Below are 23,831 nucleotides of genomic sequence, written 5' to 3'. Positions count from 1 at the left end.
AAAAGTTGTCTTCTTACATTAATAAAAACCAAAGTGTTGAAATTCTTTGCATTGGTAGTGAACTATTACTTGGCAACATATTAAATAGCAATGCAAAGTGGTTAGCCGAGCAATTGGCTTTTATTGGCTTACCACATTATCTACAAAGTGTTGTAGGCGATAATTCACAACGCCTTTTGAGAATTATTTTAGAAGCATCAAGAAGAAGTAGAGTATTGATAACAACAGGAGGTTTAGGACCCACACCTGATGATTTAACTATAGAAACAATTGCATCAGCTTTTAATGTCAAGCTAACTAAAAATAATGATATTTTGAAAGATATAAAAAGAAAATTAAACTCACACTCGCATGTGTCTGAAAATAATTTTAAACAAGCATTATTACCAGAAGGAGCAGAAATAATTCCAAATAAATCAGGTACTGCACCTGGAATAATTTGGACTCCCATAGTTGATTTTACAATAATTTCATTGCCAGGAGTACCTGCTGAAATGAAACAAATGTGGATAGAAACTGCAAAGCCTTGGCTGAATGTGAACTTTCCTGAAAGAAAATCTCTTACTAGTAAGACACTTAAATTTGCTGGTATTTCTGAATCTTTTCTTGCGGAGAATATTGTAGATCTACTTGACAATAAAAATCCAACTATCGCCCCTTACGCATCTTTAGGGGAAGTTAAGTTAAGACTAACTGCGCAAGCTAAAACGACTTCCGAAGCAAAGCGCTTAATAGAGCCTATAGAGGTCGAATTACTTAAGAGATTTGGTTTAAAATGTTTTGCTAAAAACGATGAAACATTGTCTGAAATTGTTATTGGTTTATTAAGCAAGCGAGGAGAAACAATTTCTCTTGCTGAATCTTGTACTGGAGGAAATTTAGCTGCTGCATTTACAGGTACTCCAGGTGCATCAGAAGTATTCCTTGGTGGAATAGTTGCTTATAACAACTCTATTAAAGAAAACGTTTTAGGAGTTCCGATAGAACTAATAAAAAAACATGGAGCCGTCTCACAACCTGTTGCCAAAGAAATGGCATTAGGGATTCTCAAAATTTTCAACACTGATTGGTCTATTGCGATAAGCGGTATTGCTGGGCCAAGTGGAAGCACATTAAATAAACCTATAGGGCGAGTTGAGATTTTTATTGCAGGTCCAAATGTAAACGAATCCATTCAAGAAAACTTTGGTTCTTATCGAGCAAGAGAAGAAATTCAAAAATTGAGTGTTGTAAGAGCATTGGATCAACTACGATTATTTCTTCTCAGACGAAGCTAATCTCTAGGCACACAAGGCAAATTCTTGAGCTCAGAAACACTCTATGACAAGATTTGGGACCTTCACAGGGTAGCTGAAATCCCTGGAGGCTCAACACAGCTTTTTGTAGGCTTGCATCTAATTCATGAAGTCACAAGTCCCCAAGCTTTTTCTGCGTTAAATGAAAAGGGATTATCAGTGCATTGTCCTGAAAGAACAATTGCAACAGTCGATCATATTGTCCCTACAACTAGTCAAAATAGACCTTTTCCCGATTCTCTGGCTGAGCAAATGCTGAGGACTCTTGAATTAAACTGCTTAAAACACTCAATAAAGTTTTTTAAAATTGGTTCAGGCAATCAAGGAATAGTTCATGTAATAGCTCCAGAAACAGGTTTGACGCAACCAGGCATGACTATCGCTTGTGGCGACTCTCACACCTCAACACATGGAGCTTTTGGTTCTATTGCATTTGGAATAGGAACCAGCCAAGTTCGAGATGTTCTTGCCAGTCAAACCTTGGCAATGAAGAAATTGAAAGTGAAACGCATCTGGTTTGATGGATATCTTCAAAAAGGTGTATTCGCAAAAGATCTTATCCTTCATGTAATTCAAAAACTTGGCGTCAAAGATGGTGTTGGTTATGCCTATGAATTTGCTGGGCCTGCAATAGATGGTCTCTCGATGGAAGAAAGAATGACCATCTGCAATATGGCTATTGAAGGTGGTGCAAGATGCGGCTATATCAATCCTGATAAAACAACATTTAACTATTTAAAAGGGCGGCCCTATTCACCAAAAGGAAAAGAATGGGAAAAAGCAATTCTTTGGTGGGAATCGCTTGCTAGTTCAAAAAGCGCAATCTATGACGATGAAGTGAGATTCAACGCTTCTCTAATTGCTCCAACTGTAACTTGGGGAATTACTCCAGGGCAGTCAATAGCTATTGATGCCTCCATTCCCACTCCAGAATCCTTAGATAAAAACGATCAACAAATTGCTTTAGAGGCTTATAAATATATGGATCTAAAACCAGGCAGTTCTATCGAAGGAATACCTATAGATGTATGTTTTATAGGAAGTTGCACTAATGGTAGATTAAGCGACCTTGAGAAGGCTGCCGAAATAGCAAAAAACCGGCAAGTAGCAAAAGGTGTTAAAGCATTTGTAGTACCAGGCTCAGAGAAAGTGGCCCAAGATGCTGAATCTCAAGGGTTAGATACTATTTTTGAAAAAGCAGGCTTCGAATGGCGTAAGCCTGGTTGTTCAATGTGTCTCGCAATGAATCCAGATAAACTAGAGAGAAATCAAATCAGTGCTAGCTCCAGCAATAGAAACTTCAAAGGCAGGCAAGGTTCTGCTCAAGGTCGAACTTTATTAATGAGCCCCGCAATGGTTGCAGCAGCAGCAGTGACAGGATCAATAACAGACGTACGGAAACTACTTCACTAGAAAATTCTTTCAATCCATCGACAAATTCATGACTACATACTCTAAATTCCCTGCAGGGCAAATTAAGTCAATAACAGGCACATGTATTTATCTAAAAGGCAATGACATTGATACTGATCGAATTATCCCCGCTCGTTTTCTAAAATGCATAGACTTTGAAGCTCTAGCCAATCAAGTTTTTGCAGATGATCGGATCGAAGCGACAGGCTCACACCCTTTTGATCAAAGTAATAATAAAAATGCGTCAATTCTTGTAGTGGGAAACAATTTTGGCTGTGGTTCTAGTAGAGAGCATGCGCCTCAGGCATTGATGAGATGGGGAATTCGAGGAATCATTGGCCAAAGCTTCGCTGAAATATTTTATGGAAATTGCTTATCAATTGGAATACCGTGTGCAACTATCTCAGAAAACAATATAAGACTAGTTATAGAAGCAATAGAAAATACTCCTAATATGGAATTTGAATTTAATATTAACGATAAAAGACTCTATTTTAAAGATAAGTTTATGCCCATACAATTAGAGCCAGAAGCATTAGAAATGCTTCTCTCAGGAGAATGGGATGTAACTTCATCACTGCTTAATAAAATAAATGCTATTGATCTGAAGATCAAGAAACTTCCTTACTTAAATAACTTTAAATCAGAGTAAGGCTAGAGATAATTGATAATAGTTATCTCTAACTTTTAAAATGATAATGGATTGCCTTTATAGTTAAATCCATTCAAGCGAAAATTAAATCCACCTGACTGATTTTTAAAGTCATATGAGAGTCCAATTTCGTAAGATCTTCTCTGTAGAATGATCCCTGATTTCCAACTTATTGTTTTTCCATAATTAGAAGAATCTGAATCTATATTGACGTGATAAATATTTTTTATAACAATTGGTCCTATAAGTTGCTGACTAAGATTTACTTTAAGCTTTGCTAAATCATTTATATTATCAAACGCGAAGGGACTATCTCCTCCTTTAAATGTTATAGAAGGCATTAGTGATAACTTAGTGTAATCTAAATAATTTCTGGTAAAACTGCCAATAGTTAAACTAGGACCTAGGCCAATTTCGAATGAACTTTGATTATTACCATTTTCATAATTAAAATAAGATGAAATAATATTTGTATCTATAGAAAATCCTGGTTCAATTGGTCTAGGAGAATAAACAGTAATTTTATTGCGATTCTTATCTTTATTATTATATATATTTAGAGGGTATTTAATATCAAATTCTGATATAATCCCAACCCTAAGTAACTCAATTAAACCAGTTTTAGCTAAATTCTCACCTTGATATGTTCCAAAACTTGTACTCACATTGTATTCAAATTTTTTTTTCTTATTAGCCCATTTACCTTCTTTATCTATTCTTGCCCCATATGCAGTATAGATATCACTACTCCCTAAACTTCCATTCCAAATCTGATAACGATACAGTCCAAATAATACAGCTTCTAAATCCTTAACTTTAGCAAAATTAAACTTTTTCTTAAAATCACCTGAATATCTAGCACCATTTGCAAACCTTTCATTATTAAAAGTTGAGATATCAGCTTCAAAATTATTATCCCAATTTAAAATACTTCCCTGTAATTGAGCCTCTAATCCAAAGAGATCTGAGTAGTTTGTTGAAGCTGAAACTTTCTTGCTTAGAATCGTGCCTCCTCTAACTGGATATGCATCTGTTTCACCTTTTATAGAGCGCTGAATTAAATACTGAGGCTGCATAAATAATTTATAACTATCACTTAATTGAATAGGCCTAAGTTGTCTTCCAATAAATAATCCATCCTTATTAGTACCATCAAAACCCAATACCCAATTCTTCTCTTTTTCTTTACCGGATACAAACTTTCTATTCCCTATAGGAAGTTTAAATTTATCTTCTACTATAAGATAACTTTTTTTAGCAGTGATTATTACTTTTTTTTCAACATCTTTTATGACTTTTACTTCAACTTCATATGAATCAATTTTAGTCTGTGCTGGATTAAATGGATCATTAGTAAAGCTAACCTTTTGAGCCTTCCATAAATCATTTTCAAGTAAAATTTTAGATGCCTTTATTCGCCATTTATTTATAGAGTTATTCTCTAATTTAGACTTCTCAATATTTTCCATCTCCGAAGAAAAACCACCTTGTATGATAAATCCGTCTTCTAACTTTATTTCACGCAATTGATTATCTTCTGCAGAAATAGAGTTTTCTTTTTTACCTTTTGATTTGTAGAGATTTAAATCTTTAGGAATTAATTTAACATCAATGACTCCATAAACATCGTTCATTGTACCTAATTTATTCACTAAATCATATTCAAATCTATTGGCAGAAAAATACTGTGAACCTTTCCTAAAACTAACATTTCCAGTCGCAAGAATAATTTTCTTAGACTTGTTAATCTGTATTTTATCTGCCTGAAGAATAGCGTTCTCAAGCAATGCCTTTACATTACCTTCAGCAACAAAAAGGTTGTCTCCCTCCCAATATTGACTGTCTGCAATAATCTCAAGCTCAAGAAAAGGGGCCTCATTTAAAGTCTTCTTATTTTCCAAACTAGAGACAGTCTTAAATTGTTTATCAATGGCAGCATCATTTATCTGAAAAATTGTTTGATTTCTTTCTCCCTGATCACTAAATATTTCTTTTTTACTGAAAAAATTAGCAGGATCTCTTGTAGAGGCACTACTAACCTCTATTGGGATAAACAATATGCAACTTACAGATATACATCCTGTAAGCAGCACAAAAGACGTTTTCGTCGTCAAAATAGATTTGCCGACGAACAATAAAATTGCATAAACCTAATAATACTGGCCTAATTAGCGCCAGTATTGGTTCTGATTAGAAGCCAAGACTAATTTCTCAGTCTTGAGGGCTTTCTAAGTCCTTTCTCGCTGGGGTTCTTGTTGGGTCACTAGCCAAGAAACCGAAGAGGAAAACACCAACGAAGAAGAAGACGACCGTGTATACGGAAATCTTTAAGGCAAGCATGACTAGCTAATTCATCTATGAAACAAATGTATCTTATGGGCAGTTGTGCCCTAATTGCCCCAATTATTACCTTTGATTGAAATGTTTCTATGCTGATGAGCTTAACAAAACACAATTTGGCCCAGATTTTTAATCGTCATGATCATCCCATGGATCATCTAATGCTCTATTAGGAGGACCAAAGGCTGTATATACGCCAAAGGCTGTCAAACCTAGTAAAACAATCAAGATTGTTATCGCGATTGAGAGTGCTGGAGATGAAGTTTCCATCAAATGTTTCTACAGGTTGGCAATGTTAGCCTGTATTTCTCATACAATATCGGGAATTCTTCATTAACTGAGGCACGAAACTCAAAATGGGACAAAAAACCGCTGTGGGCTCTCTGCTTAAATCCATTGGTAATTCAGGCCAAGGTAAGGTTGTAGCAGGCTGGGGAGCAGTGCCAGTAATGGCATTTGTAGGAGTTTTGCTACTGGTTTTTCTAGTGATTCTTTTGCAAATTTATAACCAATCACTACTCTTACAAGGTTTTTCTGTTGATTGGAACGGAGTTAACTAAGTCATAGAAAGTAAGGCTTAGTGGTTTAGCTGATGAATATCTTTGGGATAGGTCTGCCTGAAATTGCAGTCATAGCTGCTATTGCGCTTTTTATTTTTGGGCCAAAAAAGCTTCCAGCACTAGGAAGAGGTCTAGGAAAAACACTGAGGAGTTTGCAAAAAGCATCTTCTGAATTTGAAAATGAGCTTCAGAAAGCAGTTTCAGCTTCTGATAAGACTGACCAAGGCAATCAGCATGAGCTAAAACATAAAGAAAATTCACCTCAGCAAAATAAAAAATATAATTAAATCAACTCACTTTCTATATATCAGATGAGTTCAGGTAATTTCCAGTTATTAGCTGGCCTAGGCAATCCTGGCTCAAAATATACAAGCACTCGGCACAACGTTGGGTTTATGGCTCTAGAAAGACTCGCAAAGAAAGAATCCGTCCAATTCGCTATGAATAAAAAAATTTTTGGCCATATCGCAAATATTGAAATTGGAGCTAATAAAAGAAAACTATTAATGCCCAATACATATATGAATGAAAGTGGTCGTTCAATCTCTGCAGCAATTAAATGGTTTGATTTAGAAATTAATCAGATATTGATTTTCGTAGATGATATGGACCTACCTTTAGGCAAATTACGCTTTCGTGAAGGAGGAGGCTCAGGAGGTCACAACGGATTAAAAGATATCATTAAGCATCTTGGCAGCCAGGACTTTTGTAGATTGAGAATTGGCATTGGTCCACCATCTATAAATCAGGGTGATCGGAAACAAAAAACCATACCTCATGTCCTTGGGAAATTTGATCAAGCAGAGAGTAAAGTCATAACAAAGGTCCTAGACAAAGTAATAAAAGGATTGGAAGTAATAGAACAGTATGGACTGGTCAAAGGTACATCTTTTCTAAATTCATCTTTAACAGCAACAGACGGGTAATTAAATGCATCAAAAGCCAAGTACCACAGCACATCTAAGAGTTTTTAGTCAAAATTTTGCTACCAAGTGTATGGCCGGTGAAGTTTCTGCTGGGGAATTCAACTGGCAATTTAATTGGAAGTTTAGTAATGGTGAACTCTTAGTAGAACCTCCTCTAGGTAGAGCATTGATTAAAGATGCACTTTTACGCTTTCTAGTAAAAACTGATTATTATCTTGAACCAGGTGGAGATTACAATTTCACTATTAGGGCCAAATTCTAAGCTCCACAGGCGATTTCCACTCTAGTTTTTTACCGAAATAATTTTCAATCAAAATCAATGCAACAACAGCATCTAAATTTGCAGGGGGTGGTATCAATGTCTTTGGTATCCATCTGAAAATAAATTTTGGAGGACAAAGTTCTAAATATCTTGACCTAGCCAATAATGTGGTCATTCTTTCATCTACAAGCTCAATTGGACCAATCTCATTATCAATAAATTTTCCCTGCCAATATCTACTAGTAGTTCCATTACCAATAATAATAAGGTCAATAATATATTTTTCTCTCCAATCCTCAATTAATTTAATTACTGAAGAATTAATAACTGTTTTACCATCAATTACAAATAATCCTTCTACATCTGCAAGTAAAATACCACATTTTTTATGCCCAGGATCAATCGAAATTACTTTTCTCATATTGATTAATTATGATTAGGTATTATTAGAAATTCTAGTTGCGTTTAAAACAACCAAGACCCTCTGAGCTGTATCACTATTAACTTGAGAAATAGCTTCTAACTTTATAATACCTTTTTCTTGCGAGTCTAATTGAGCTAATAGGTTCCTAATAGATTCAGAATCTACTTGAATTTCTGAAACCAGTGAACCTCTTCTTTTTACTTCAGCTAATGTTGATGCTAATAGAATCTTAATTTGCTTTTCAAGTGAATTCTTAGATATTTTATAATTTCTTATATTTATACTTGCTATCACTTCGCCTTTTCGAACAATATTCTTGTTAAGAAGAACTTCTGGAAATGCATAAACATAGCTTTCTCCGAGCAAAATATTTCCTGCAGAACGAATGTTAACAATCCATTCTTTTTTATCGGAAATAATTTCCTCTAAACGAGCTATGTGATCTCGTCTCACTAGAACAATTCTTCTATTTGGCTTTTCCCCAGGACTTACTTTTATAAATGCATTGAAATTTGCTTTTCTTAATATATTCTCTATTTCTTCTTTTACATTCGAGTCTTTTTGTAATTTAATCATCACAGTTGCAAGACTTTCACCACTAGTAATTACAACTTCTCCTTTACGAAATGCAAACAAATCCTTACCTAATTTGACCAGCTCTGTCTCTGCTTTTTTAATTTTTAATTCAAGCGCTTCTCTTTGCTGTTTTAAAGGAACTAAAGCTTGTCTACTTTCCTTTAACCTAGCCTGAATATCATCCAATTGAAATAAGCCTACTCTTAACTCACGGCTAACTAAAATCATTAGACTTAATGAAATAGCACTAATAAAACTCCCAGTAAGAATTGTTATTAATACAGCAGTTCTTCGAGGTCTTAATTTAAAAATACTTAGTCGAGCCTTCCCTATTCTAGTTCCTAACAAATCTCCAAGTGTAGATAATACTCCTCCCAAAAGAAGCAAAACAATGAGGAGCATCCAACCTGTCACTTCTAAAAGTATTAATTAAGTACTAACACAAAGGTAATAGAACTCCTCAATAAATGGTTGTTTTAGTTAAAACGTTTAGCAAGAGCAATTGGATCAAATACCGTTATCTTCTTTCGATCTATCTGCAATAAACCTAAATTTCTTAAATCCCCAAGAAGTCTTGTAATAGTGACTCGTGTGGAACCAATAGCTTCTGCTATCGATTGATGGGATAATCGGAGGTCAATAGTAATTCCTTTATCACTTGCTACTCCAAAGTCCCTACAAAGAACTAGCAGGAAACTAACTAAGCGAGATGACATATCCCTATGAGTCAAAGTCTCAATCATTGTTTCTGTTTGTAGAATCCTGCTCGATAAACCTTGAAGGAGAAGTAGCCCAACCCCACTATCGGCTTCGATAGCATTTCTAACTGAGCCAGCAGGAGCTGAACTCATCTCCACTCTTGTAAAAGCAACTGCATGATAAAAGCGGTCTGATCTATGGCAAGTCAACAAGGAAAGAACCCCAAACAAACTATTTTCTCGTAATAAAGCCACAGTAATTTCTTCACCAGATTCATAAACCCTTGTGAGTCGAACAGCTCCTCTACGTATTAAATAAACCCTCTCAGCAGGGTCCCCGGGGAAAAAGATCGTCTTCGATCTCTCTACTGCTTCATTAGAGGCTCCATCAAGACCTCTAATGACATCCAATAATGTCTTTTTAACTTGAGTATTTGGATTTAACTGATTTTGCGATTGCATCCCTAATGATTGGCTCGGGTAACGGCTGAATGAGTTAGCAGAACCTGTCATCTTGCAAACCAATTCAAAGGACGATAAGAAGTGAAGCTAAAACCTCTTGTATCAAAAATGACTTTTTGCGCTTAAAGAATGCGTATGTAGTAATTTTTATTTCAAAAAAAAATCTAAATAATCAAAGTTTTACTGAAACAACACGCGCAATGGGGAGGGCAAACGCTATAGATAGTGTAAAAGTAGTTGTGAACCTTCCAAGTCCCGCTAGATTTAAAGCAGATTCGTTAAAGCAAAGTTTTTCAGACGTTCATGTCAGCAAGTCCTAGCTCAACAAATGATTACTCGACGAGAGAGCAATACGGTATAGGCCCCATTAGTTCAATTTCGTCCAAGCCAAGACTTCAAATCATTTCTTCGCAAGGACAATTACAGGTTTATGCTTCTCCATATAGAGGAAGCTTTTCAGCCGTACTTAGTGAAGCACTTCGTTCCGCTGGATTAGGAAGCAAGGTTGTAATAGCTCAATTCTTAAAGGGAGGAGTAGCTCAAGGTCCAATCAACTCGACAAGCCTATGCGGGAATCTTGAATGGATTAGACCGAATATCTATGGCTGTATACAAAAAAATCCAAATTCGCAAGCAGATCTATCAGAAGAATCAACTAAAACCAAAACAGCCATTGAAGAAATCTGGAAAATATGTAAAGAGCACTTGATCAATAATTCTTTAGACAAATTGGTGCTTGACGAAATTGGATTGGCTATCGAATACGGTTTCCTTACAGAAACAGATTTAATTCATTCATTAGAAAATCGCCATGACTCTATAGATGTAATTCTCACAGGGCCATCAATACCAACTAGAGTTTTTTCAATGGCCGATCAAGTCACTCAATTGAGGTGCTCTAAATAATGCTTAAAAATGATCGTTGGATTATTAAACAATCAGAGGCAGGCATGCTCCAGCCTTTTCAACCAAATCTTGTTAGACACCTCGATCCTCAGATAAAAGAGAAGCCTGTACTTAGTTTCGGATGTTCCTCTTATGGATATGACCTACGTCTTTCATCTAAAGAGTTCCTTATATTTCGGCATGTTCCTGGGACAATAATGAATCCTAAAAAATTTAATCCTGATAATTTAGAAGCAACTCCTCTTCACCATGATGAAGATGGGGATTATTTTATACTCCCAGCACATTCATATGGACTAGGAGTGGCTTTAGAAAAAATGAAAGTGCCACCAAATATCACAGTTATTTGTCTTGGGAAAAGCACTTATGCAAGATTGGGAATTATTGTTAACACCACTCCAGCAGAAGCGAGTTGGGAAGGACATTTAACCCTTGAATTCAGTAATAGTTCAGGTGCAGATTGTCGAATATATGCAAATGAAGGAATTTGCCAATTATTATTTTTTGAAGGTGATCCTTGTGGGACAACTTATAGAGATAGAAAAGGGAAATATCAAGATCAGCCTGAAAAAGTTACTCTTGCAAAGGTTTAATTATGAATAATGTTCATCTGGTCACAGCTACTCCAGATGCTGAGAAAACTATGGCCTATATTGCCAGAGTAAGTAATCCTAAGAATCAAGCAAATGAAGAGTTTGGGAAATTAATTAAATATTGCATAAATAACGAGCATTGGAGTGTTTTCGAGCAAGCCTATATGACTCTACAAATAGAAACTAATCGCGCAATTGCTGCACAAATACTCCGTCATAGGTCATTTACTTTCCAAGAATTCTCTCAAAGGTATGCAGATAGTACACAACTGGGTGAGATACCTATACCTGAGTTAAGAAGGCAAGATAGCAAAAACAGACAAAACTCAACTTCCGATTTAGATGAAGATATTGCTAATGATTTTCGGGAAAAAATTAAATTACAATTCAAAAATTCCTTAGACTTGTATCAAGAAATGCTTGATAAAGGAGTTGCGAAAGAATCTGCTAGGTTTATTCTACCGCTAGCAACACCCACAAGGATCTACATGACAGGTTCTTGCAGATCATGGCTACACTATATAAATCTTAGATCTGGTCATGGCACTCAAAAAGAACATCTAATTATTGCAAAAGAATGTAAGAAAATATTTACTTTGCAATTTCCTAAAGTTTCTGAAGCGTTGGGCTGGATAGAGTCTTAACTATGACTTCTAGGGCTAATTTTACTAACAATAATATCCTCTTTAAGAGGCGATATTGCAATATTCTTACCATCCAAATTATTAATTCCAGGAAAAACTGGAAGTTGCTCGTTGTTTAGTAATGAATTTGCTATCTGATCAATTTGATCAATATTTTTCAAACCTATTGATTGACCTTTAATGACACCAAACTGATCAAATAAGTTTAATTGTGGTATTCCATTCACTTCATATTTTTCTATAAGGTCTAACCACTTTTCATTATCAACATTTAATAAAACTATATCAATCTGATCCTGATATTTTTCTTTAATACTTTTTATAGAAGGTGCCATCTCTTGACAGGCCTCACACCAATCAGCATAAAACTCAAAAATAGTAGGATGACCATTATTTAGCGCTACCTCTGGCTGAAGTGAGCTAAGTGCAAGAATATTCAAAGACTTTTCTGAATTAAGTCCAAGTCCACCTCTGAGCAAAAAAAGGAAACAAGCCAATACAAAAGAAGCAATCAACAAATAAATTCTTTGAATCTTTGTTAATTCAATCAAAGAAGGGCTTTCCACAAAGCAAAAATTTCTTACAAGTACTCAGTCATTTTCAGAATAGCTTGCGTTTGAAATGTTGCCATGTAAGCTATCTTTCAATAAATTTGAAATTTATTTTCCAATGTCCACCAACACAATCAGTCATGTTGGTGATTTAAATGATGAGCAAGCTCTTAGTTTTTTTGGCACTGATGGAATACGAGGCAAATCGCAAACATTTTTAACTAATTCATTGGTTTCTCAGATTGGTTATTGGTGCAATCATGTTCTTCTTGGAGAAGGACCCATTCTTATAGGTCAAGATTCAAGAGCAAGTAGCGAAAGAATTGCTTCTGCTTTGGCTCATGGATTAGCTACAAAGAATAGAGAAATATGGTTACTAGGGTTATGCCCTACGCCTGCAGTATCTCATCTGATCAAAAAGTACAATGCTTCTGGAGGTCTTATGATCTCAGCAAGTCACAATCCTCCTGAAGACAATGGAATAAAGATTTTTGACAAAACTGGTGAAAAAATATCTTTAGAAAAGCAAATCTTTATCGATAACAAACTAAAAAGAAAAGTACTGATTCCTATTTGTAAAGACAAAGATAATTGTATTAATCGTAATGACCTTTTAAAAGATTATAAAAATAGTCTTTTAAACACCGTAGATAAAGAAAGTTTAATTGATATACCAATTGTTCTAGATTTATGCTGGGGATCTGCATCTTCATGCGGAGAAAAACTATTTAAAGCTTTAGGAGCCAACGTAATAAGCATAAATGCGATTCCAGATGGTGAAAAGATAAATGTTAATTGCGGTTCAACACACCTTGAGCATATTAAAAAAGTTGTTCTTGAATCAAACGCTCAAATGGGTTTTGCATTTGATGGAGATGCTGATCGAATGATTGCAATAGATGGAAAAGGCCGAGTAATCGATGGAGACCATTCTCTGTATTTATGGGGATCATCTCTTCAAGATAAAAATATGCTTCCTGAGCAAAGGCTAGTCACAACTGTAATGTCTAACTTAGGTTTAGAAAAAGCATGGCTAAATAGAGGTGGGAAGCTAACAAGAACTCCTGTAGGTGACCAGCATGTTCATAAGGCTATGTTAACAAATAAAGCTAGTCTTGGAGGAGAGCAATCAGGTCACATTTTATCTACACTTAACGACTTATGTGGAGATGGACTTTTAGCTGCAATACAGCTCTCAAGTATATGTAATCGCAAAGGAATTCTTCTTTCAGAATGGCGTGATCAAAGCTTCAAGCCTTATCCACAAAAGCTAATTAGTGTTCCTATAGCTAAGCATATAACTCAAAATTATTTAAACAAATCTGAAAAGTTTCGTTTATCAATAGCGGAAGCCGAATTAGATCTTGGGAAAGAAGGAAGAGTATTTATCAGGAAAAGTGGAACAGAGCCATTAGTAAGAGTCATGGTCGAATCAATAGATAAATTATTAGTCGAGTCATTGACAACTAAGATTGCAAAAATAGCTTTGGAAGAATTCAATTAAATCAACTAGATACTAAGTCAATACAAATATAGATTATTTACTAATAAATAAATTAGCTATAAAATTCCTGTACTATTCCTAAAATATAATTGACGATATACTTTTACTCCTTGATGAATTGCATATTTCTCGCGTTCAGTACAAAATTTAAAAGGATTAGCATTTAAATTAGATTCAGAGTATTTACTATGCCGATCAAAAAAATGACTAAGCTCAATAATCTCAGTCATTTCATCCATAACACTTATTACATCAGATTGAATAAATAATTCCGATCCAATATCAAGACTTTGTGCCAAAAGAAATAGAAAAGACTGATTTAATACTCTCCTCTTCCTGTGACGCTTTTTAAACCAAGGATCTGGAAATTGAATAGAAACTCTTTTTAATTGTCCATTTTCTAAACTAAGAAACCATTTTTCTAAGCTTATATTTGCATTACAAAAGAAAAATCTCAAATTAGTAAGACCTAATTCAATTCTTTCTTTTTCAGCCGCAAATACTAGAGGCTCTCTAATTTCAACTCCAAGAAAGTTCCATTGGGCATTATCAGCTGCCATATCAATTAAAAACTTACCTCTTGCGCAACCAATATCTAAATGAATAGGTAAATCAATACTTTCAAATAAATCCTCAGGCCTAGGCAGCTCATTATGAAGCTGAAAAAAGTGGCTTAAGGGGTTTACATGTTGTCGCACTATTTAGAGCTTATTAAAAGTCCTTAGCTTCATAGCAAATAATAGTGGTATAGATTAATAATAACTAAATTGAAAGTTCTTTTTGTGACAGAAATCTCATACAGCACTCTCGTCTGGCTTTCATACAGACTAGGAGCCACTTTTGCATTTGGGCTTCCATTAGTAATTTTTATTTGGGCTTCGATGAAAAAAGAATCTCCCATCGTTAGGCTCTTGTCAATTTATTGGAAGGTTGCAAGTCTAATGTTTATAAGCATGCTTCTATTGATTGGCAATAGGCCTATTGGTTACTTAACATCTTTTCTTTCACCATTACTAATTCTTACCTCAATATGGTTTTGGATAGATTTAAATGAAGAAATAAATGAATTTCCTCGACATAAAACCATAGCATTAGTATTAAAAGCATGGCGATGGTCACTAAGTTTCTATAGTTGCTTTTATATAACACTTTCATTTATAAGTTTAGAATGCGTTAATAATATCAATAGTCAAAATTGTAATTACTGGAGAGAAGCTCCATCAGGTTTAAATCAAATCATAAGGAGTATTTTTAACTTTTTATTTGGAGCCAATTGGACAGAAGCCTTGTCCGCTTTTATAGGTTATTTAGCTTTAATTATTTATATAGTGGGTTTTATACAATGGGCTATTATACGCCTGCCTAAGCAAGGTAGAATCGCAGGAGATTTTTAGATTAACTTAAAATAATGATTGATAAAGATATAAAAAATAATTTATTTTATTGATCATGATTTAATCTATTCGTTCAATAATATCAACGCATCTACCACATAGTAATGGATGCCTTTCGTATTGACCAATATCCAATTCATAATGCCAACATCTTTCACATTTAGCTCCTCTAGATTTTGCTATTTCAATAACACCAATATCATCTTCTTTAGTAAATAATACCTCAGCCCATGGCTCTCCTCCTATTTGAACTTTAGAAACAATTAACCAATCAAATAAATTATCAACAGAATTGTGACCATTTTCCTGAAGAAATGTAAGAGAATTTTGAAGTGATTCATTAATTGGAGAAATGCGAACAGAAGCCTCAAGAGAAGATCCTAATTCTTGTCTAGTTCTACAATCTTCTAAAGCACGGTTGACAGAAGTTCTTAATTCTCTAATTTGATTGATTGGTTTATTGAAAGAAGAATCTCTCCAAGAATCTGGAACTTTAGGCCAGTACCTTTGAAATACAGACTCTTCATTTAGTTTATAAGGGATATTCTGCCAAATATCTTCTGCTGTATGACTTAAAACTGGAGAAATAACTCCAGCAAGGCGCTCTACAATTAGAGATAAAACATATTGGCATGATCTCCTCCTAAAATCATTTGGGGCACTAACATATAGCCTATCTTTAGCTATATCTAAATAAAAATTAGATAAATCAACTACACAGAAGCTCTGCAATAGCTGAAAGAACTTTGAGAACTCATATCTTTCAAATGCTATTGAAATCTCATCAACAACATCAGCTGTCCTATTAAGCATCCAACGATCTAAAATAGGTAAATCTCCTATATCCAATCCATCTTTAGCTGGGTCAAAATCATGCAAATTACCTAAAAGATAACGTGCGGTATTTCTTACTTTCCTATAAACATCTGACAATTGACTTAAAATGTTATTCCCAATTGGTACATCTACTGAATAATCAACAGAGCTTACCCAAAGCCTAAGGACATCTGCACCATAAGCTGGTTCCAATTTCTTATTATTTCCACCATTTATAATTTTCCAAGGATCAATAATGTTACCTAATGATTTGCTCATTTTTCGACCATTTTCATCTAATGCAAAGCCATGAGTAAGGACTTTTAAGTATGGAGCATGACTATTTACTGCAACAGAAGTAAGTAATGAAGACTGGAACCAACCTCGATGTTGATCTGAACCTTCTAAATAAAGATCAGCCGGATAATTAAGTTCATCTGATTTAGAAATTACTGATGTCCAACTAGATCCAGAGTCAAACCAAACATCCATCGTATCTTTTCCTTTTTCCCACTTATGAGCTTCTGATGAATAATTGCTGGGAAGAAGTTCTGATATCGGCAACTCCCACCAAGCATCTGCTCCATACTTCACAAACAAGTTATATATATGTTTAATAGTAGCTTCATTTAAAAGAACTTTTGACCCTTCCTTTGAATAAAAAACCGGTATAGGGACGCCCCAATTACGCTGCCTAGAAATACACCAATCACCTCTATCCTCAACCATTGATTTAATGCGCTTTTTACCTGATTGTGGTAACCATTCTACCTTTTCAATAGAATTTAAGGCATCATTTCTAAATCCTTCAACTGATGCAAACCACTGTTCTGTAGCACGAAAAATAGTTGGTTTTTTTGTTCTCCAGTCATATGGATATTTATGTATATAGGGTTTTTCCTTTAACAAGCAACCAGATTCTTTTAAAGCATTAATAATCTTAGTATTAGCATCTTTTAAAACATTTAAGCCCTCAAAATCACCTGCTTCAGAAGTAAAGAAACCCTTTTCATCAACAGGGCATATTATAGGAAGCTTGTACTTCATTCCAGTGTTAAAGTCATCAACACCATGACCTGGCGCTGTATGAACTATTCCCGTACCAGACTCGGTTGTAATATAATTTCCTCCTAACACAAATGGATTTAAGCTATCAAATAAAGGGTGTTTGTATAAAACTCCATCTAACATTTTGCCTTTTACTATTGCAACCTTTTCTAAAGGTGATCCAATTTCTTCACTGACTATTTCACGAAGATCTGAGGCTATAATTAGTAACTTTTCAGAATTATCTTTTGCAATAATATAATCAATATTCTCATTAACAGCTACTGCCATATTGGCAGGTAAAGTCCAAGGAGTTGTTGTCCATATAGCTACTTTTAACTTATTACTTAACCCATCTTCATGCACTGGTAGTGCCAAGCCTTGTTTACTTAAAGACTCTTGCAAAAGGTTTGGAAGTTTAACAACACTAAAAGCAACATAAATGCTTGGACTTGTATGACCTTCTGGGTATTCCAACTCTGCTTCTGCTAAAGCTGTTCTAGAACTTGGACTCCAATGTACTGGCTTAAGACCTCTATAGATATACCCCTTGAAAGCCATCTCTCCAAACAATTTAATCTGAGCAGCTTCATATTCTTTTTGAAGAGTTAAATAAGGGTTATCCCAATCAGCCCAAATTCCCCATCGACGAAACCCATCTTTTTGAAGAGCAATCTGCTTGTGAGCATATGCAGCAGCTTTTTTCCTCAATTTGATCGGAGTTAAATCTTCACGCTCTTTTCTATCAAGAGTTTTGAGGACCTGTAATTCAATAGGCAATCCATGGCAATCCCATCCAGGCACAAAACGAACTTTGCTTCCTTTAAGAATTTGATACTTGTTAATTATGTCTTTTAGAATCTTGTTGAGAGCATGTCCCATATGAAGATTTCCATTTGCATAAGGAGGTCCATCATGCAGCGTAAAAGTAGAACCTTTGTTGGCTAAGCCAAGCTCAAAATCAATTCCTTTTTCTTTCCAAAATTGCTGAAGTTCAGGCTCGCGAACAATTGCATTAGCTCGCATGCTGAAGCTTGTTTTTAAGAGATTAAGAGATTCTTTGTAGGAAGGACGATTATTACCGTCGTTTGTTTTCTCGTGATTCACAATGAAAATTAATTAGAGAAGCTTATGAAGCGTCGGAAGGTGTATTCCCTGAAGCAAGAGTTGAAATCTGATCTGAAGCGAAATTCTTGTCATCAATATTACCCTCTAAAGAAGCAAGCTGCTTTGAGTCTGAACCTGCACTTTTATTATTGGTTTCTGGCCTAACCCACTTTTTACCAATTGAACTTGGTTTCGGCTTACCTTTAAAAAGATCAGATATTGCAAGAACAATAGAGCCCAATCTTCCAAAAACAGCAATGATCTGAGATATTCTATTGTTCCAAAGACTAAAAGACTTTATTCCAGCTTTTTCTTCCAATGTCAGTTGCTGCCATCGATTTTGTGACACCTCTAACAATAGTCTAAAAATAATTAATGAACTAAACAGGACCGCAAGCATTGGCGATCCGCTAAGCCTCTCTTTACTTGTAATAAGGACTAATCCCAAAATCATTGTCAATGCTCCCCAGAAGGAATCCTTGGGCCGACTTAATTCAGTAATTAGAAGTGGTAATAGCAAGATCGCTAGGCCTAGGATTATAGAAAAATCACCAATAACAACTGCCAACATAATTTTTGAGCAAGCTTATATGTACTTATTTTGTCTAAAGTTTAGGAATAAGCCCATTCTGGCTTCTGAAAAAAATATCTAGCTATACAAGAAGGACGCGCAAATGAGCTTTGGCCTTATTAGTTCGCAAATAACCATTGCTTCTTCCATTTCTATAAATAAGCTTATTTATATATTTCCCCTATGAAAAACTCACTATCAGCTACGCTATCAACCATTGGCCCATCTGGCGGAATTGGTAGACGCGCGGGTTTTAGGTACCCGTGACTTAGGTCGTGGGAGTTCAAGTCTCCCGGTGGGCATTAATTACTAAAACAAATAGGTATGAGTTTGTTCCTAAGTTGTAATTCAAAAATGCAATGACAAATACCTTAAATACAACTATTCATAATGATTTACCCCCCAAATTCCAATCGTCAAGTTTTTGGCAAAAGCGCATTAAAGATTATCTAGATCCACCTAATTTTTTCAATCCCACTTTAGGCTTATTTATTGGTGGTTATGCAATAGCATTTCTCTCTATATGGCAATGGTATAAAGGGGTATGGCCACTTCCTGTACTAGTTGGGCTTGCATTCCTTTCTCTTCATATGGAAGGGACTGTTATCCATGATGCCTGTCACAAAGCAGCTCATCCTAATAAATGGATAAATCAGGCTATGGGTCATGGCGCAGCAATATTATTAGGTTTTAGTTTTCCAGTTTTCACTAGAGTCCATCTTCAACATCACTCTCATGTCAATGATCCCAAGAATGACCCTGATCATATAGTCAGTACTTTTGGCCCAGTCTGGTTAATTGCTCCAAGGTTTTTTTATCATGAATATTTCTTTTTTCAAAGGAAACTCTGGAGGAAATATGAACTAATGCAATGGGGCCTAGAGCGATCCATTTTCATAACAATTGTTTTAGCTGGTGTTCATTTTAATTTCATGAACGTAATTTATAACCTTTGGTTTGGTCCAGCACTAATGGTTGGAGTTACTCTTGGAATATTCTTTGACTACCTCCCTCATCGCCCATTTATGGCTCGCAATAAATGGAAGAATTCAAGGGTATATCCAAGTCGAGTAATGAATATACTGATAATGGGCCAAAATTATCATCTAGTTCATCATTTATGGCCTTCAATTCCTTGGTTTGAATATAAGCCAGCTTATGAAGCAACTAAACCACTTTTAGATCAGAAAGGGTCACCACAAAGAATGGGTATTTTTGAATCAAAAAAAGATAGTTTTAATTTCCTTTATGACATTATTTTAGGAATAAGAAGTCACAAAAAAAGTAGGAGTAAAATGAGGCCTCTAGCGAACTTAATCCCAACGAAAAAATTGAGAAGAAAATGGCTTTATATTCTTCATAAAACTGCAATCATCCCAGATAAAATTGATTAATTTATTCAGCCAAAATCTTAGGAACCCTATAAAATTGTCCCTCTCTATTAGGAGCTAAATCTAATATTTTGTCTCGAACATTTGATTTATCTACAATATCTTCTCTTAACACATTAACAACTTCCACAGCTCTTGTCGTAGGTGGAATATTTTTAGTATCAATTTTCTCAAGTTGAGCAATATATTCCAAAATTTCTTCCAGTTGATTCGCATATGTTTCAACATGTTCCTCAGAAATCTCTAACCGAGCAAGCTTAGAAACCTTACGAACATCATCCGAAGAAATTCTGGTCATGTTTCTTTAAGAAAATCAATTAAATCGTTACTTAAAGCTGAAGCAGCTTTATCTAAAAACATTTCACCATCTTCAGCCTTTGCCAAGAATGGATCAGAGCCCATCCTGCCGTCAGGGTATCTCTGGCGAAAGTCCTTATAAGTATATATTGGCCCAGCAGGGGCTGGATCAGGTAGTTCTGATTGCTTAGCTAAAAGGCTTGGTTCTAAATGAAGAGTTAAAGCTATTTCACTAGGAGTCGCATGCTGGCCTTCTCTTTCACCATATAAAGCTCGTGCTTGACGAAAAACCTCAGGAGACATAAACCAATTAGCCAATTTAAACCGTAATGATTTAGCTACTGGTAAATGCCTAGAAGATGCAGTGTTATAAACCTCAGAAAAAGCTGCTTTAATCGACGCAATATTCCCTCCATGTCCATTAATAATAAAAATCCTTTGAAACCCGTGCATTACAAGAGAAATCAAAAGGTCATGAATTAATTTCTGCAAAGTAGAAGATCTCAGGCTCATAGTTCCTGGAAAGCCCAAATGATGTTCTGCCATTCCATAAGGCTGCGTCGGAGTAACAAGGACACCTGTTCTAATACCTACTTCTCTTGCGACAGCCTCTGCAGTCATTGCATCAGTACCTATTGCGCCCGTAGGGCCATGCTGCTCAGTTGAACCAATGGGTAAAATAATACCTTTACAATTAACGAGGTATTTCTCTACTTCCTTCCATGTCCAAAGATCTAAGCGCATAGAAGAATTCTTTGAAAGTGATGTTGGTAAATCAAGTTTGTTTTTATTAGACATTTCCTTACTTGAGATTAATTCAATATATTTTGATGAATTACTTATAGCTTTAGAAATAATGTTAGATAAAAAAACTTGGCCATATCAATTTCAAAAACATCAAATAGCCATTTCATCTCTTCCAATTAACTTTTTCTGCAGGCCATCTGAAGAGGTAGCGCCTGATTTAATTGGTTGTTTGCTAGTTAAACGAGAATCCAACAAGAAATTACTTTGGGGAGCAATTGTCGAGACAGAAGCATATTCACAATCAGAACCTGCTTGTCATGGTTTCACAAGAAAAACCTCGAAGAATAAAACTCTTTTTGGAAATCCTGGTCGTTTGTATGTTTATCTAACTTATGGATCATATTACTGCGTCAATATTGTTACTCATAAAAAAGATTATGCAAATGGTGTTCTGCTTAGAGCAATAGCTATACCTAATGAAAATGAACGCATTGCAGCTGGGCCTGGATTATTGGCAAATAGATTTGGATTGAACAGAAGTCATGACAATTCACTAATCTCAGTAGAGAATGGATTATGGATAGACAAAGGCCTTTCAGGCTCAAAGATGAACTCAATTATTCAAACAAAGAGAATCGGAATATCAAAAGCAAAAGATTTACCTTGGCGATGGTATTTGCAAAACAGTCGCAGTGTTAGCAAGCGCGCTAAAGGGGATCGATGTCCTTCTCTTTTAGACGCATGGAAACCAAGCTCTAAAGAAGGTCCATGAGCAACTGGAGCCACAAACATATTCTTGACTTATCCTCCTTCTCAATTGAGGACTATCAGACTGTTGTTGAACTTGCCAATCGGTTTAAAACAATTCCTAGATCTGGCTCAAGAAAATTACCTGCTTTACAAGGTCGCTTAATTGCCACTTTATTTTTCGAACCCAGTACAAGAACTAGAAGTAGTTTCGAACTTGCTGCCAAACGGCTTTCTGCGGATGTTCAATCATTTGCTCCTTCTAATAGCTCATTAATTAAAGGGGAAACCCCTTTAGATACTGTAATGACTTACGTCGCAATGGGAGCTCACGTACTGGTTGTCCGTCATGGTGGCACTGGAGTTCCAGAGCAGCTTGCAAAATCTCTTGATCAAAAAAAGAAAAATGTTTCCATTCTCAATGGAGGGGATGGGCTTCATAGCCATCCCAGCCAAGGACTTCTCGACTTGTTTACATTGACTCAATTTTTTAATAAAGAGAGTCCTTCGCCTAGGAATATTGCAGGAAAGAGAATTGCGATAGTTGGAGACATTCTTCATTCTCGAGTTGCACGCTCAAATTTATGGAGTCTTACTGCCTGTGGAGCAAATGTGGTCCTTTGTGGACCACCTTCACTATTACCAGATGATTTTGCAAAATTTGTAGAAGCCCCTCCCTCCGGTCAAAAGAAAGATCCTATAAAGAATCGAGGTAAAGTTACAATTTCCAGATGTCTAAAAGAAGCTTTAACTGATACAGATGCTGTTATTACATTAAGACTTCAAAAGGAAAGAATGAGTGAGAACTTACTTAGCAATTTAGATAAGTATCATAATGAATATGGAATAACTCACGAAAGTTTGAAATGGTGTGGGAAACATGTGCCGGTATTACATCCTGGTCCTGTTAATAGAGGAATTGAAATGAGCAGCGAATTACTTGAAGATAATTCGATTTCTTTAATTGAGAATCAAGTTTCTAATGGAATACCTATCAGAATGGCACTTTTATATCTTCTTTCGGCAGATAAAAATTAATAATAAAAAATAAACGTTACTAAAACAACTTAAACCCCTCTGTAAACAAACCATAAATAAATCCCATACGGAAACTATCAAGTATTGACAAAGAAATAGAAGAACCTTTCTTTTGAACATTTACTTTTCTAAAGCGCACAAGAACTTCAATTAGTGTAACAGTGAAAAATGCTCCTATTGGATCCATTAAAGCTAATACACCATTAATCATACCTATTGAACTTCCGAATAAAAATGCAGATAAAAAAATAATAATTAACATTGAATATCTCCGCCATGGGTTATCACTCCAAACCTCTAGACGCATAATCAAATTTATTATATTACGATTTAAACTTGTAGATTGATATTTCATTTTAGATATTAAATAGATATTTAGTAATGATTGGTATCAGACAAAATAATCATTGGAAATATTTTATATATCTTTTGATAAATTAAGCATCTAGGCCCTTTGTCTTGGTTTTCGATTTACCTTCTAGCAATTCATGTAATGCTTCCATTTGTGCCATTACACCTCTGATTTCACCTGGCTCAGGTAACAATCCATCATCTAAAACGCCTTGATTCATTTCTCGAAGCTCTTGTCTGATGTATCTAAGATGACTAACGACTTGCTCTCTTTTTGACTGAGACATAAAAAACTGTGACCATTAATAGTTTCTTTTACTTCATTAATATCTTTCTAGCAGGTACAACCAAGGAATTGAACATAAACTCAACATCAAACAACAATTAGATGGCTGCCATAATTAAATGAATAGAGCAACAAAATTTGATCTGCAGCAAAATCAAGCTCAATGCTTCAGCAAAGATCCTTTTAGAATGAGATAATACTTATGAGGAATGAATTCTTAATAGACCAATAGA

General features: G+C 35.3%; 29 protein-coding genes and 1 tRNA gene. 16 read left to right on the top strand and 14 right to left on the bottom strand.

Annotated features, from left to right (window positions below; all coding sequences use genetic code 11):
• The first annotated feature begins 5 nt into the window (after positions 1 to 5).
• The 3 genes from PRO_RS01450 to PRO_RS01440 are packed head-to-tail and all read left to right on the top strand — an operon-like array spanning position 6 to position 3,360.
• Complete coding sequence (locus PRO_RS01450) at positions 6 to 1,277, top strand: competence/damage-inducible protein A (RefSeq protein WP_011124444.1); 1,272 nt, start codon at positions 6 to 8, stop codon at positions 1,275 to 1,277.
• Positions 1,278 to 1,301: 24 nt separating this feature from the next.
• The gene (gene leuC, locus PRO_RS01445; protein ID WP_011124443.1) at positions 1,302 to 2,708 is read left to right on the top strand and encodes a 3-isopropylmalate dehydratase large subunit; all 1,407 of its coding nucleotides are present in this window, start codon (positions 1,302 to 1,304) and stop codon (positions 2,706 to 2,708) included.
• Positions 2,709 to 2,736: 28 nt separating this feature from the next.
• Positions 2,737 to 3,360 carry a 3-isopropylmalate dehydratase small subunit gene (locus tag PRO_RS01440; RefSeq protein ID WP_011124442.1) on the top strand — a complete coding sequence of 208 codons (624 nt, stop codon included), beginning with the start codon at positions 2,737 to 2,739 and terminating at the stop codon, positions 3,358 to 3,360.
• A 35-nt stretch (positions 3,361 to 3,395) separates the two neighbouring features.
• Here PRO_RS01440 and PRO_RS01435 read toward each other — a convergent pair whose 3' ends face one another.
• From PRO_RS01435 to psbN, 3 genes are all read right to left on the bottom strand, one after another.
• Entirely contained in the window at positions 3,396 to 5,474 is a 2,079-nt protein-coding gene (locus PRO_RS01435; protein ID WP_164923199.1) for a DUF3769 domain-containing protein, read from the bottom strand.
• Positions 5,475 to 5,571: 97 nt separating this feature from the next.
• The gene (locus PRO_RS01430) at positions 5,572 to 5,700 is read right to left on the bottom strand and encodes a photosystem II reaction center protein I (protein WP_011124440.1); all 129 of its coding nucleotides are present in this window, start codon (positions 5,698 to 5,700) and stop codon (positions 5,572 to 5,574) included.
• Between the two features lie 129 nt (positions 5,701 to 5,829).
• Positions 5,830 to 5,970 carry a photosystem II reaction center protein PsbN gene (psbN, locus tag PRO_RS01425; protein ID WP_011124439.1) on the bottom strand — a complete coding sequence of 47 codons (141 nt, stop codon included), beginning with the start codon at positions 5,968 to 5,970 and terminating at the stop codon, positions 5,830 to 5,832.
• A gap of 86 nt (positions 5,971 to 6,056) precedes the next feature.
• On the opposite strand from psbN, the gene psbH reads away from it, so the two are divergent.
• The 4 genes from psbH to PRO_RS01405 are packed head-to-tail and all read left to right on the top strand — an operon-like array spanning position 6,057 to position 7,448.
• Positions 6,057 to 6,260: a photosystem II reaction center phosphoprotein PsbH gene (psbH, locus tag PRO_RS01420; protein WP_011124438.1), complete on the top strand. Its 204-nt coding sequence runs from the start codon at positions 6,057 to 6,059 to the stop codon at positions 6,258 to 6,260.
• Between the two features lie 32 nt (positions 6,261 to 6,292).
• Positions 6,293 to 6,547, top strand: a complete 255-nt coding sequence (locus PRO_RS01415; protein ID WP_011124437.1) for a TatA/E family twin arginine-targeting protein translocase — start codon at positions 6,293 to 6,295, stop codon at positions 6,545 to 6,547.
• Between the two features lie 24 nt (positions 6,548 to 6,571).
• Positions 6,572 to 7,186, top strand: a complete 615-nt coding sequence (gene pth / locus PRO_RS01410; protein ID WP_011124436.1) for an aminoacyl-tRNA hydrolase — start codon at positions 6,572 to 6,574, stop codon at positions 7,184 to 7,186.
• A 4-nt stretch (positions 7,187 to 7,190) separates the two neighbouring features.
• The gene (locus PRO_RS01405) at positions 7,191 to 7,448 is read left to right on the top strand and encodes a DUF3146 family protein (protein WP_011124435.1); all 258 of its coding nucleotides are present in this window, start codon (positions 7,191 to 7,193) and stop codon (positions 7,446 to 7,448) included.
• Here the strand turns inward: PRO_RS01405 and PRO_RS01400 are convergent.
• From PRO_RS01400 to ntcA, 3 genes are all read right to left on the bottom strand, one after another.
• Entirely contained in the window at positions 7,432 to 7,869 is a 438-nt protein-coding gene (locus tag PRO_RS01400; protein ID WP_011124434.1) for a hypothetical protein, read from the bottom strand. The genes PRO_RS01405 and PRO_RS01400 overlap by 17 nt on opposite strands.
• 15 nt (positions 7,870 to 7,884) lie before the next feature.
• Positions 7,885 to 8,862: a DUF3084 domain-containing protein gene (locus PRO_RS01395; RefSeq protein WP_011124433.1), complete on the bottom strand. Its 978-nt coding sequence runs from the start codon at positions 8,860 to 8,862 to the stop codon at positions 7,885 to 7,887.
• Between the two features lie 62 nt (positions 8,863 to 8,924).
• Positions 8,925 to 9,608: a global nitrogen regulator NtcA gene (gene ntcA, locus PRO_RS01390; RefSeq protein WP_225866410.1), complete on the bottom strand. Its 684-nt coding sequence runs from the start codon at positions 9,606 to 9,608 to the stop codon at positions 8,925 to 8,927.
• Between the two features lie 303 nt (positions 9,609 to 9,911).
• Between ntcA and PRO_RS01385 the strand changes: the two genes are divergently transcribed.
• From PRO_RS01385 to thyX, 3 genes are read left to right on the top strand one after another with little or no spacing between them, the layout of a single operon-like run.
• Positions 9,912 to 10,514, top strand: a complete 603-nt coding sequence (locus PRO_RS01385) for a cob(I)yrinic acid a,c-diamide adenosyltransferase (RefSeq protein WP_011124430.1) — start codon at positions 9,912 to 9,914, stop codon at positions 10,512 to 10,514.
• A complete protein-coding gene (dcd, locus tag PRO_RS01380) occupies positions 10,514 to 11,107 on the top strand; it encodes a dCTP deaminase (protein WP_011124429.1) in 594 nt (197 codons plus the stop codon). Before PRO_RS01385 ends, dcd begins: the two co-directional genes overlap by 1 nt.
• Positions 11,108 to 11,109: 2 nt before the next feature.
• Positions 11,110 to 11,751 carry an FAD-dependent thymidylate synthase gene (thyX, locus tag PRO_RS01375; RefSeq protein WP_011124428.1) on the top strand — a complete coding sequence of 214 codons (642 nt, stop codon included), beginning with the start codon at positions 11,110 to 11,112 and terminating at the stop codon, positions 11,749 to 11,751.
• On the opposite strand, the gene PRO_RS01370 is transcribed toward thyX, so the two are convergent.
• Complete coding sequence (locus PRO_RS01370) at positions 11,748 to 12,317, bottom strand: thioredoxin family protein (RefSeq protein WP_011124427.1); 570 nt, start codon at positions 12,315 to 12,317, stop codon at positions 11,748 to 11,750. The two genes, thyX and PRO_RS01370, sit on opposite strands and share 4 nt — an antisense overlap.
• A gap of 103 nt (positions 12,318 to 12,420) precedes the next feature.
• Between PRO_RS01370 and PRO_RS01365 the strand changes: the two genes are divergently transcribed.
• Complete coding sequence (locus PRO_RS01365) at positions 12,421 to 13,806, top strand: phosphoglucosamine mutase (protein ID WP_011124426.1); 1,386 nt, start codon at positions 12,421 to 12,423, stop codon at positions 13,804 to 13,806.
• A 56-nt stretch (positions 13,807 to 13,862) separates the two neighbouring features.
• On the opposite strand, the gene trmB is transcribed toward PRO_RS01365, so the two are convergent.
• Positions 13,863 to 14,504, bottom strand: a complete 642-nt coding sequence (trmB, locus tag PRO_RS01360) for a tRNA (guanosine(46)-N7)-methyltransferase TrmB (protein ID WP_011124425.1) — start codon at positions 14,502 to 14,504, stop codon at positions 13,863 to 13,865.
• Positions 14,505 to 14,588: 84 nt separating this feature from the next.
• Here trmB and PRO_RS01355 point away from each other — a divergent pair, with 84 nt between their 5' ends.
• Positions 14,589 to 15,200: a DUF3177 family protein gene (locus tag PRO_RS01355; protein WP_036892147.1), complete on the top strand. Its 612-nt coding sequence runs from the start codon at positions 14,589 to 14,591 to the stop codon at positions 15,198 to 15,200.
• Between the two features lie 60 nt (positions 15,201 to 15,260).
• Here the strand turns inward: PRO_RS01355 and ileS are convergent, their stop codons facing one another.
• Together ileS and PRO_RS01345 are read right to left on the bottom strand one after the other, a co-directional pair.
• Positions 15,261 to 18,170: an isoleucine--tRNA ligase gene (gene ileS / locus PRO_RS01350; protein ID WP_011124423.1), complete on the bottom strand. Its 2,910-nt coding sequence runs from the start codon at positions 18,168 to 18,170 to the stop codon at positions 15,261 to 15,263.
• Positions 18,171 to 18,192: 22 nt separating this feature from the next.
• Entirely contained in the window at positions 18,193 to 18,741 is a 549-nt protein-coding gene (locus PRO_RS01345) for a Ycf66 family protein (RefSeq protein ID WP_011124422.1), read from the bottom strand.
• 220 nt (positions 18,742 to 18,961) lie between these two features.
• Between PRO_RS01345 and PRO_RS01340 the strand changes: the two genes are divergently transcribed.
• A tRNA-Leu gene (locus PRO_RS01340) sits at positions 18,962 to 19,043 on the top strand.
• A gap of 57 nt (positions 19,044 to 19,100) precedes the next feature.
• Positions 19,101 to 20,135 (top strand): beta-carotene hydroxylase, encoded by a 1,035-nt coding sequence (crtR, locus tag PRO_RS01335; protein ID WP_011124421.1) that lies wholly within the window; start codon positions 19,101 to 19,103, stop codon positions 20,133 to 20,135.
• 1 nt (position 20,136) lies between these two features.
• Here the strand turns inward: crtR and gatC are convergent, their stop codons facing one another.
• On the bottom strand, positions 20,137 to 20,430 hold the full coding sequence (gene gatC, locus PRO_RS01330) for an Asp-tRNA(Asn)/Glu-tRNA(Gln) amidotransferase subunit GatC (protein WP_011124420.1): 294 nt from the start codon (positions 20,428 to 20,430) through the stop codon (positions 20,137 to 20,139).
• Positions 20,427 to 21,227, bottom strand: a complete 801-nt coding sequence (locus PRO_RS01325) for a creatininase family protein (protein ID WP_011124419.1) — start codon at positions 21,225 to 21,227, stop codon at positions 20,427 to 20,429. Before PRO_RS01325 ends, gatC begins: the two co-directional genes overlap by 4 nt.
• Between PRO_RS01325 and PRO_RS01320 the strand changes: the two genes are divergently transcribed.
• Positions 21,211 to 21,948 (top strand): DNA-3-methyladenine glycosylase, encoded by a 738-nt coding sequence (locus tag PRO_RS01320; protein ID WP_225866396.1) that lies wholly within the window; start codon positions 21,211 to 21,213, stop codon positions 21,946 to 21,948. The genes PRO_RS01325 and PRO_RS01320 overlap by 17 nt on opposite strands.
• A complete protein-coding gene (locus PRO_RS01315; RefSeq protein ID WP_011124417.1) occupies positions 21,945 to 22,961 on the top strand; it encodes an aspartate carbamoyltransferase catalytic subunit in 1,017 nt (338 codons plus the stop codon). The genes PRO_RS01320 and PRO_RS01315 overlap by 4 nt, the downstream gene beginning before the upstream one ends.
• A gap of 19 nt (positions 22,962 to 22,980) precedes the next feature.
• On the opposite strand, the gene PRO_RS01310 is transcribed toward PRO_RS01315, so the two are convergent.
• Together PRO_RS01310 and PRO_RS01305 are read right to left on the bottom strand one after the other, a co-directional pair.
• Positions 22,981 to 23,268, bottom strand: coding sequence for a DUF565 domain-containing protein (locus PRO_RS01310; protein WP_225866395.1), 288 nt, complete (start codon positions 23,266 to 23,268; stop codon positions 22,981 to 22,983).
• Positions 23,269 to 23,398: 130 nt separating this feature from the next.
• Positions 23,399 to 23,599: a hypothetical protein gene (locus PRO_RS01305; RefSeq protein WP_011124415.1), complete on the bottom strand. Its 201-nt coding sequence runs from the start codon at positions 23,597 to 23,599 to the stop codon at positions 23,399 to 23,401.
• Positions 23,600 to 23,831 lie beyond the last annotated feature (232 nt).

The sequence above is a fragment of the Prochlorococcus marinus subsp. marinus str. CCMP1375 genome, from assembly GCF_000007925.1.
GTDB classification, from domain to species: Bacteria; Cyanobacteriota; Cyanobacteriia; order PCC-6307; family Cyanobiaceae; genus Prochlorococcus_E; species Prochlorococcus_E marinus.
This window is presented reverse-complemented; position numbering and strand designations above follow the sequence as displayed.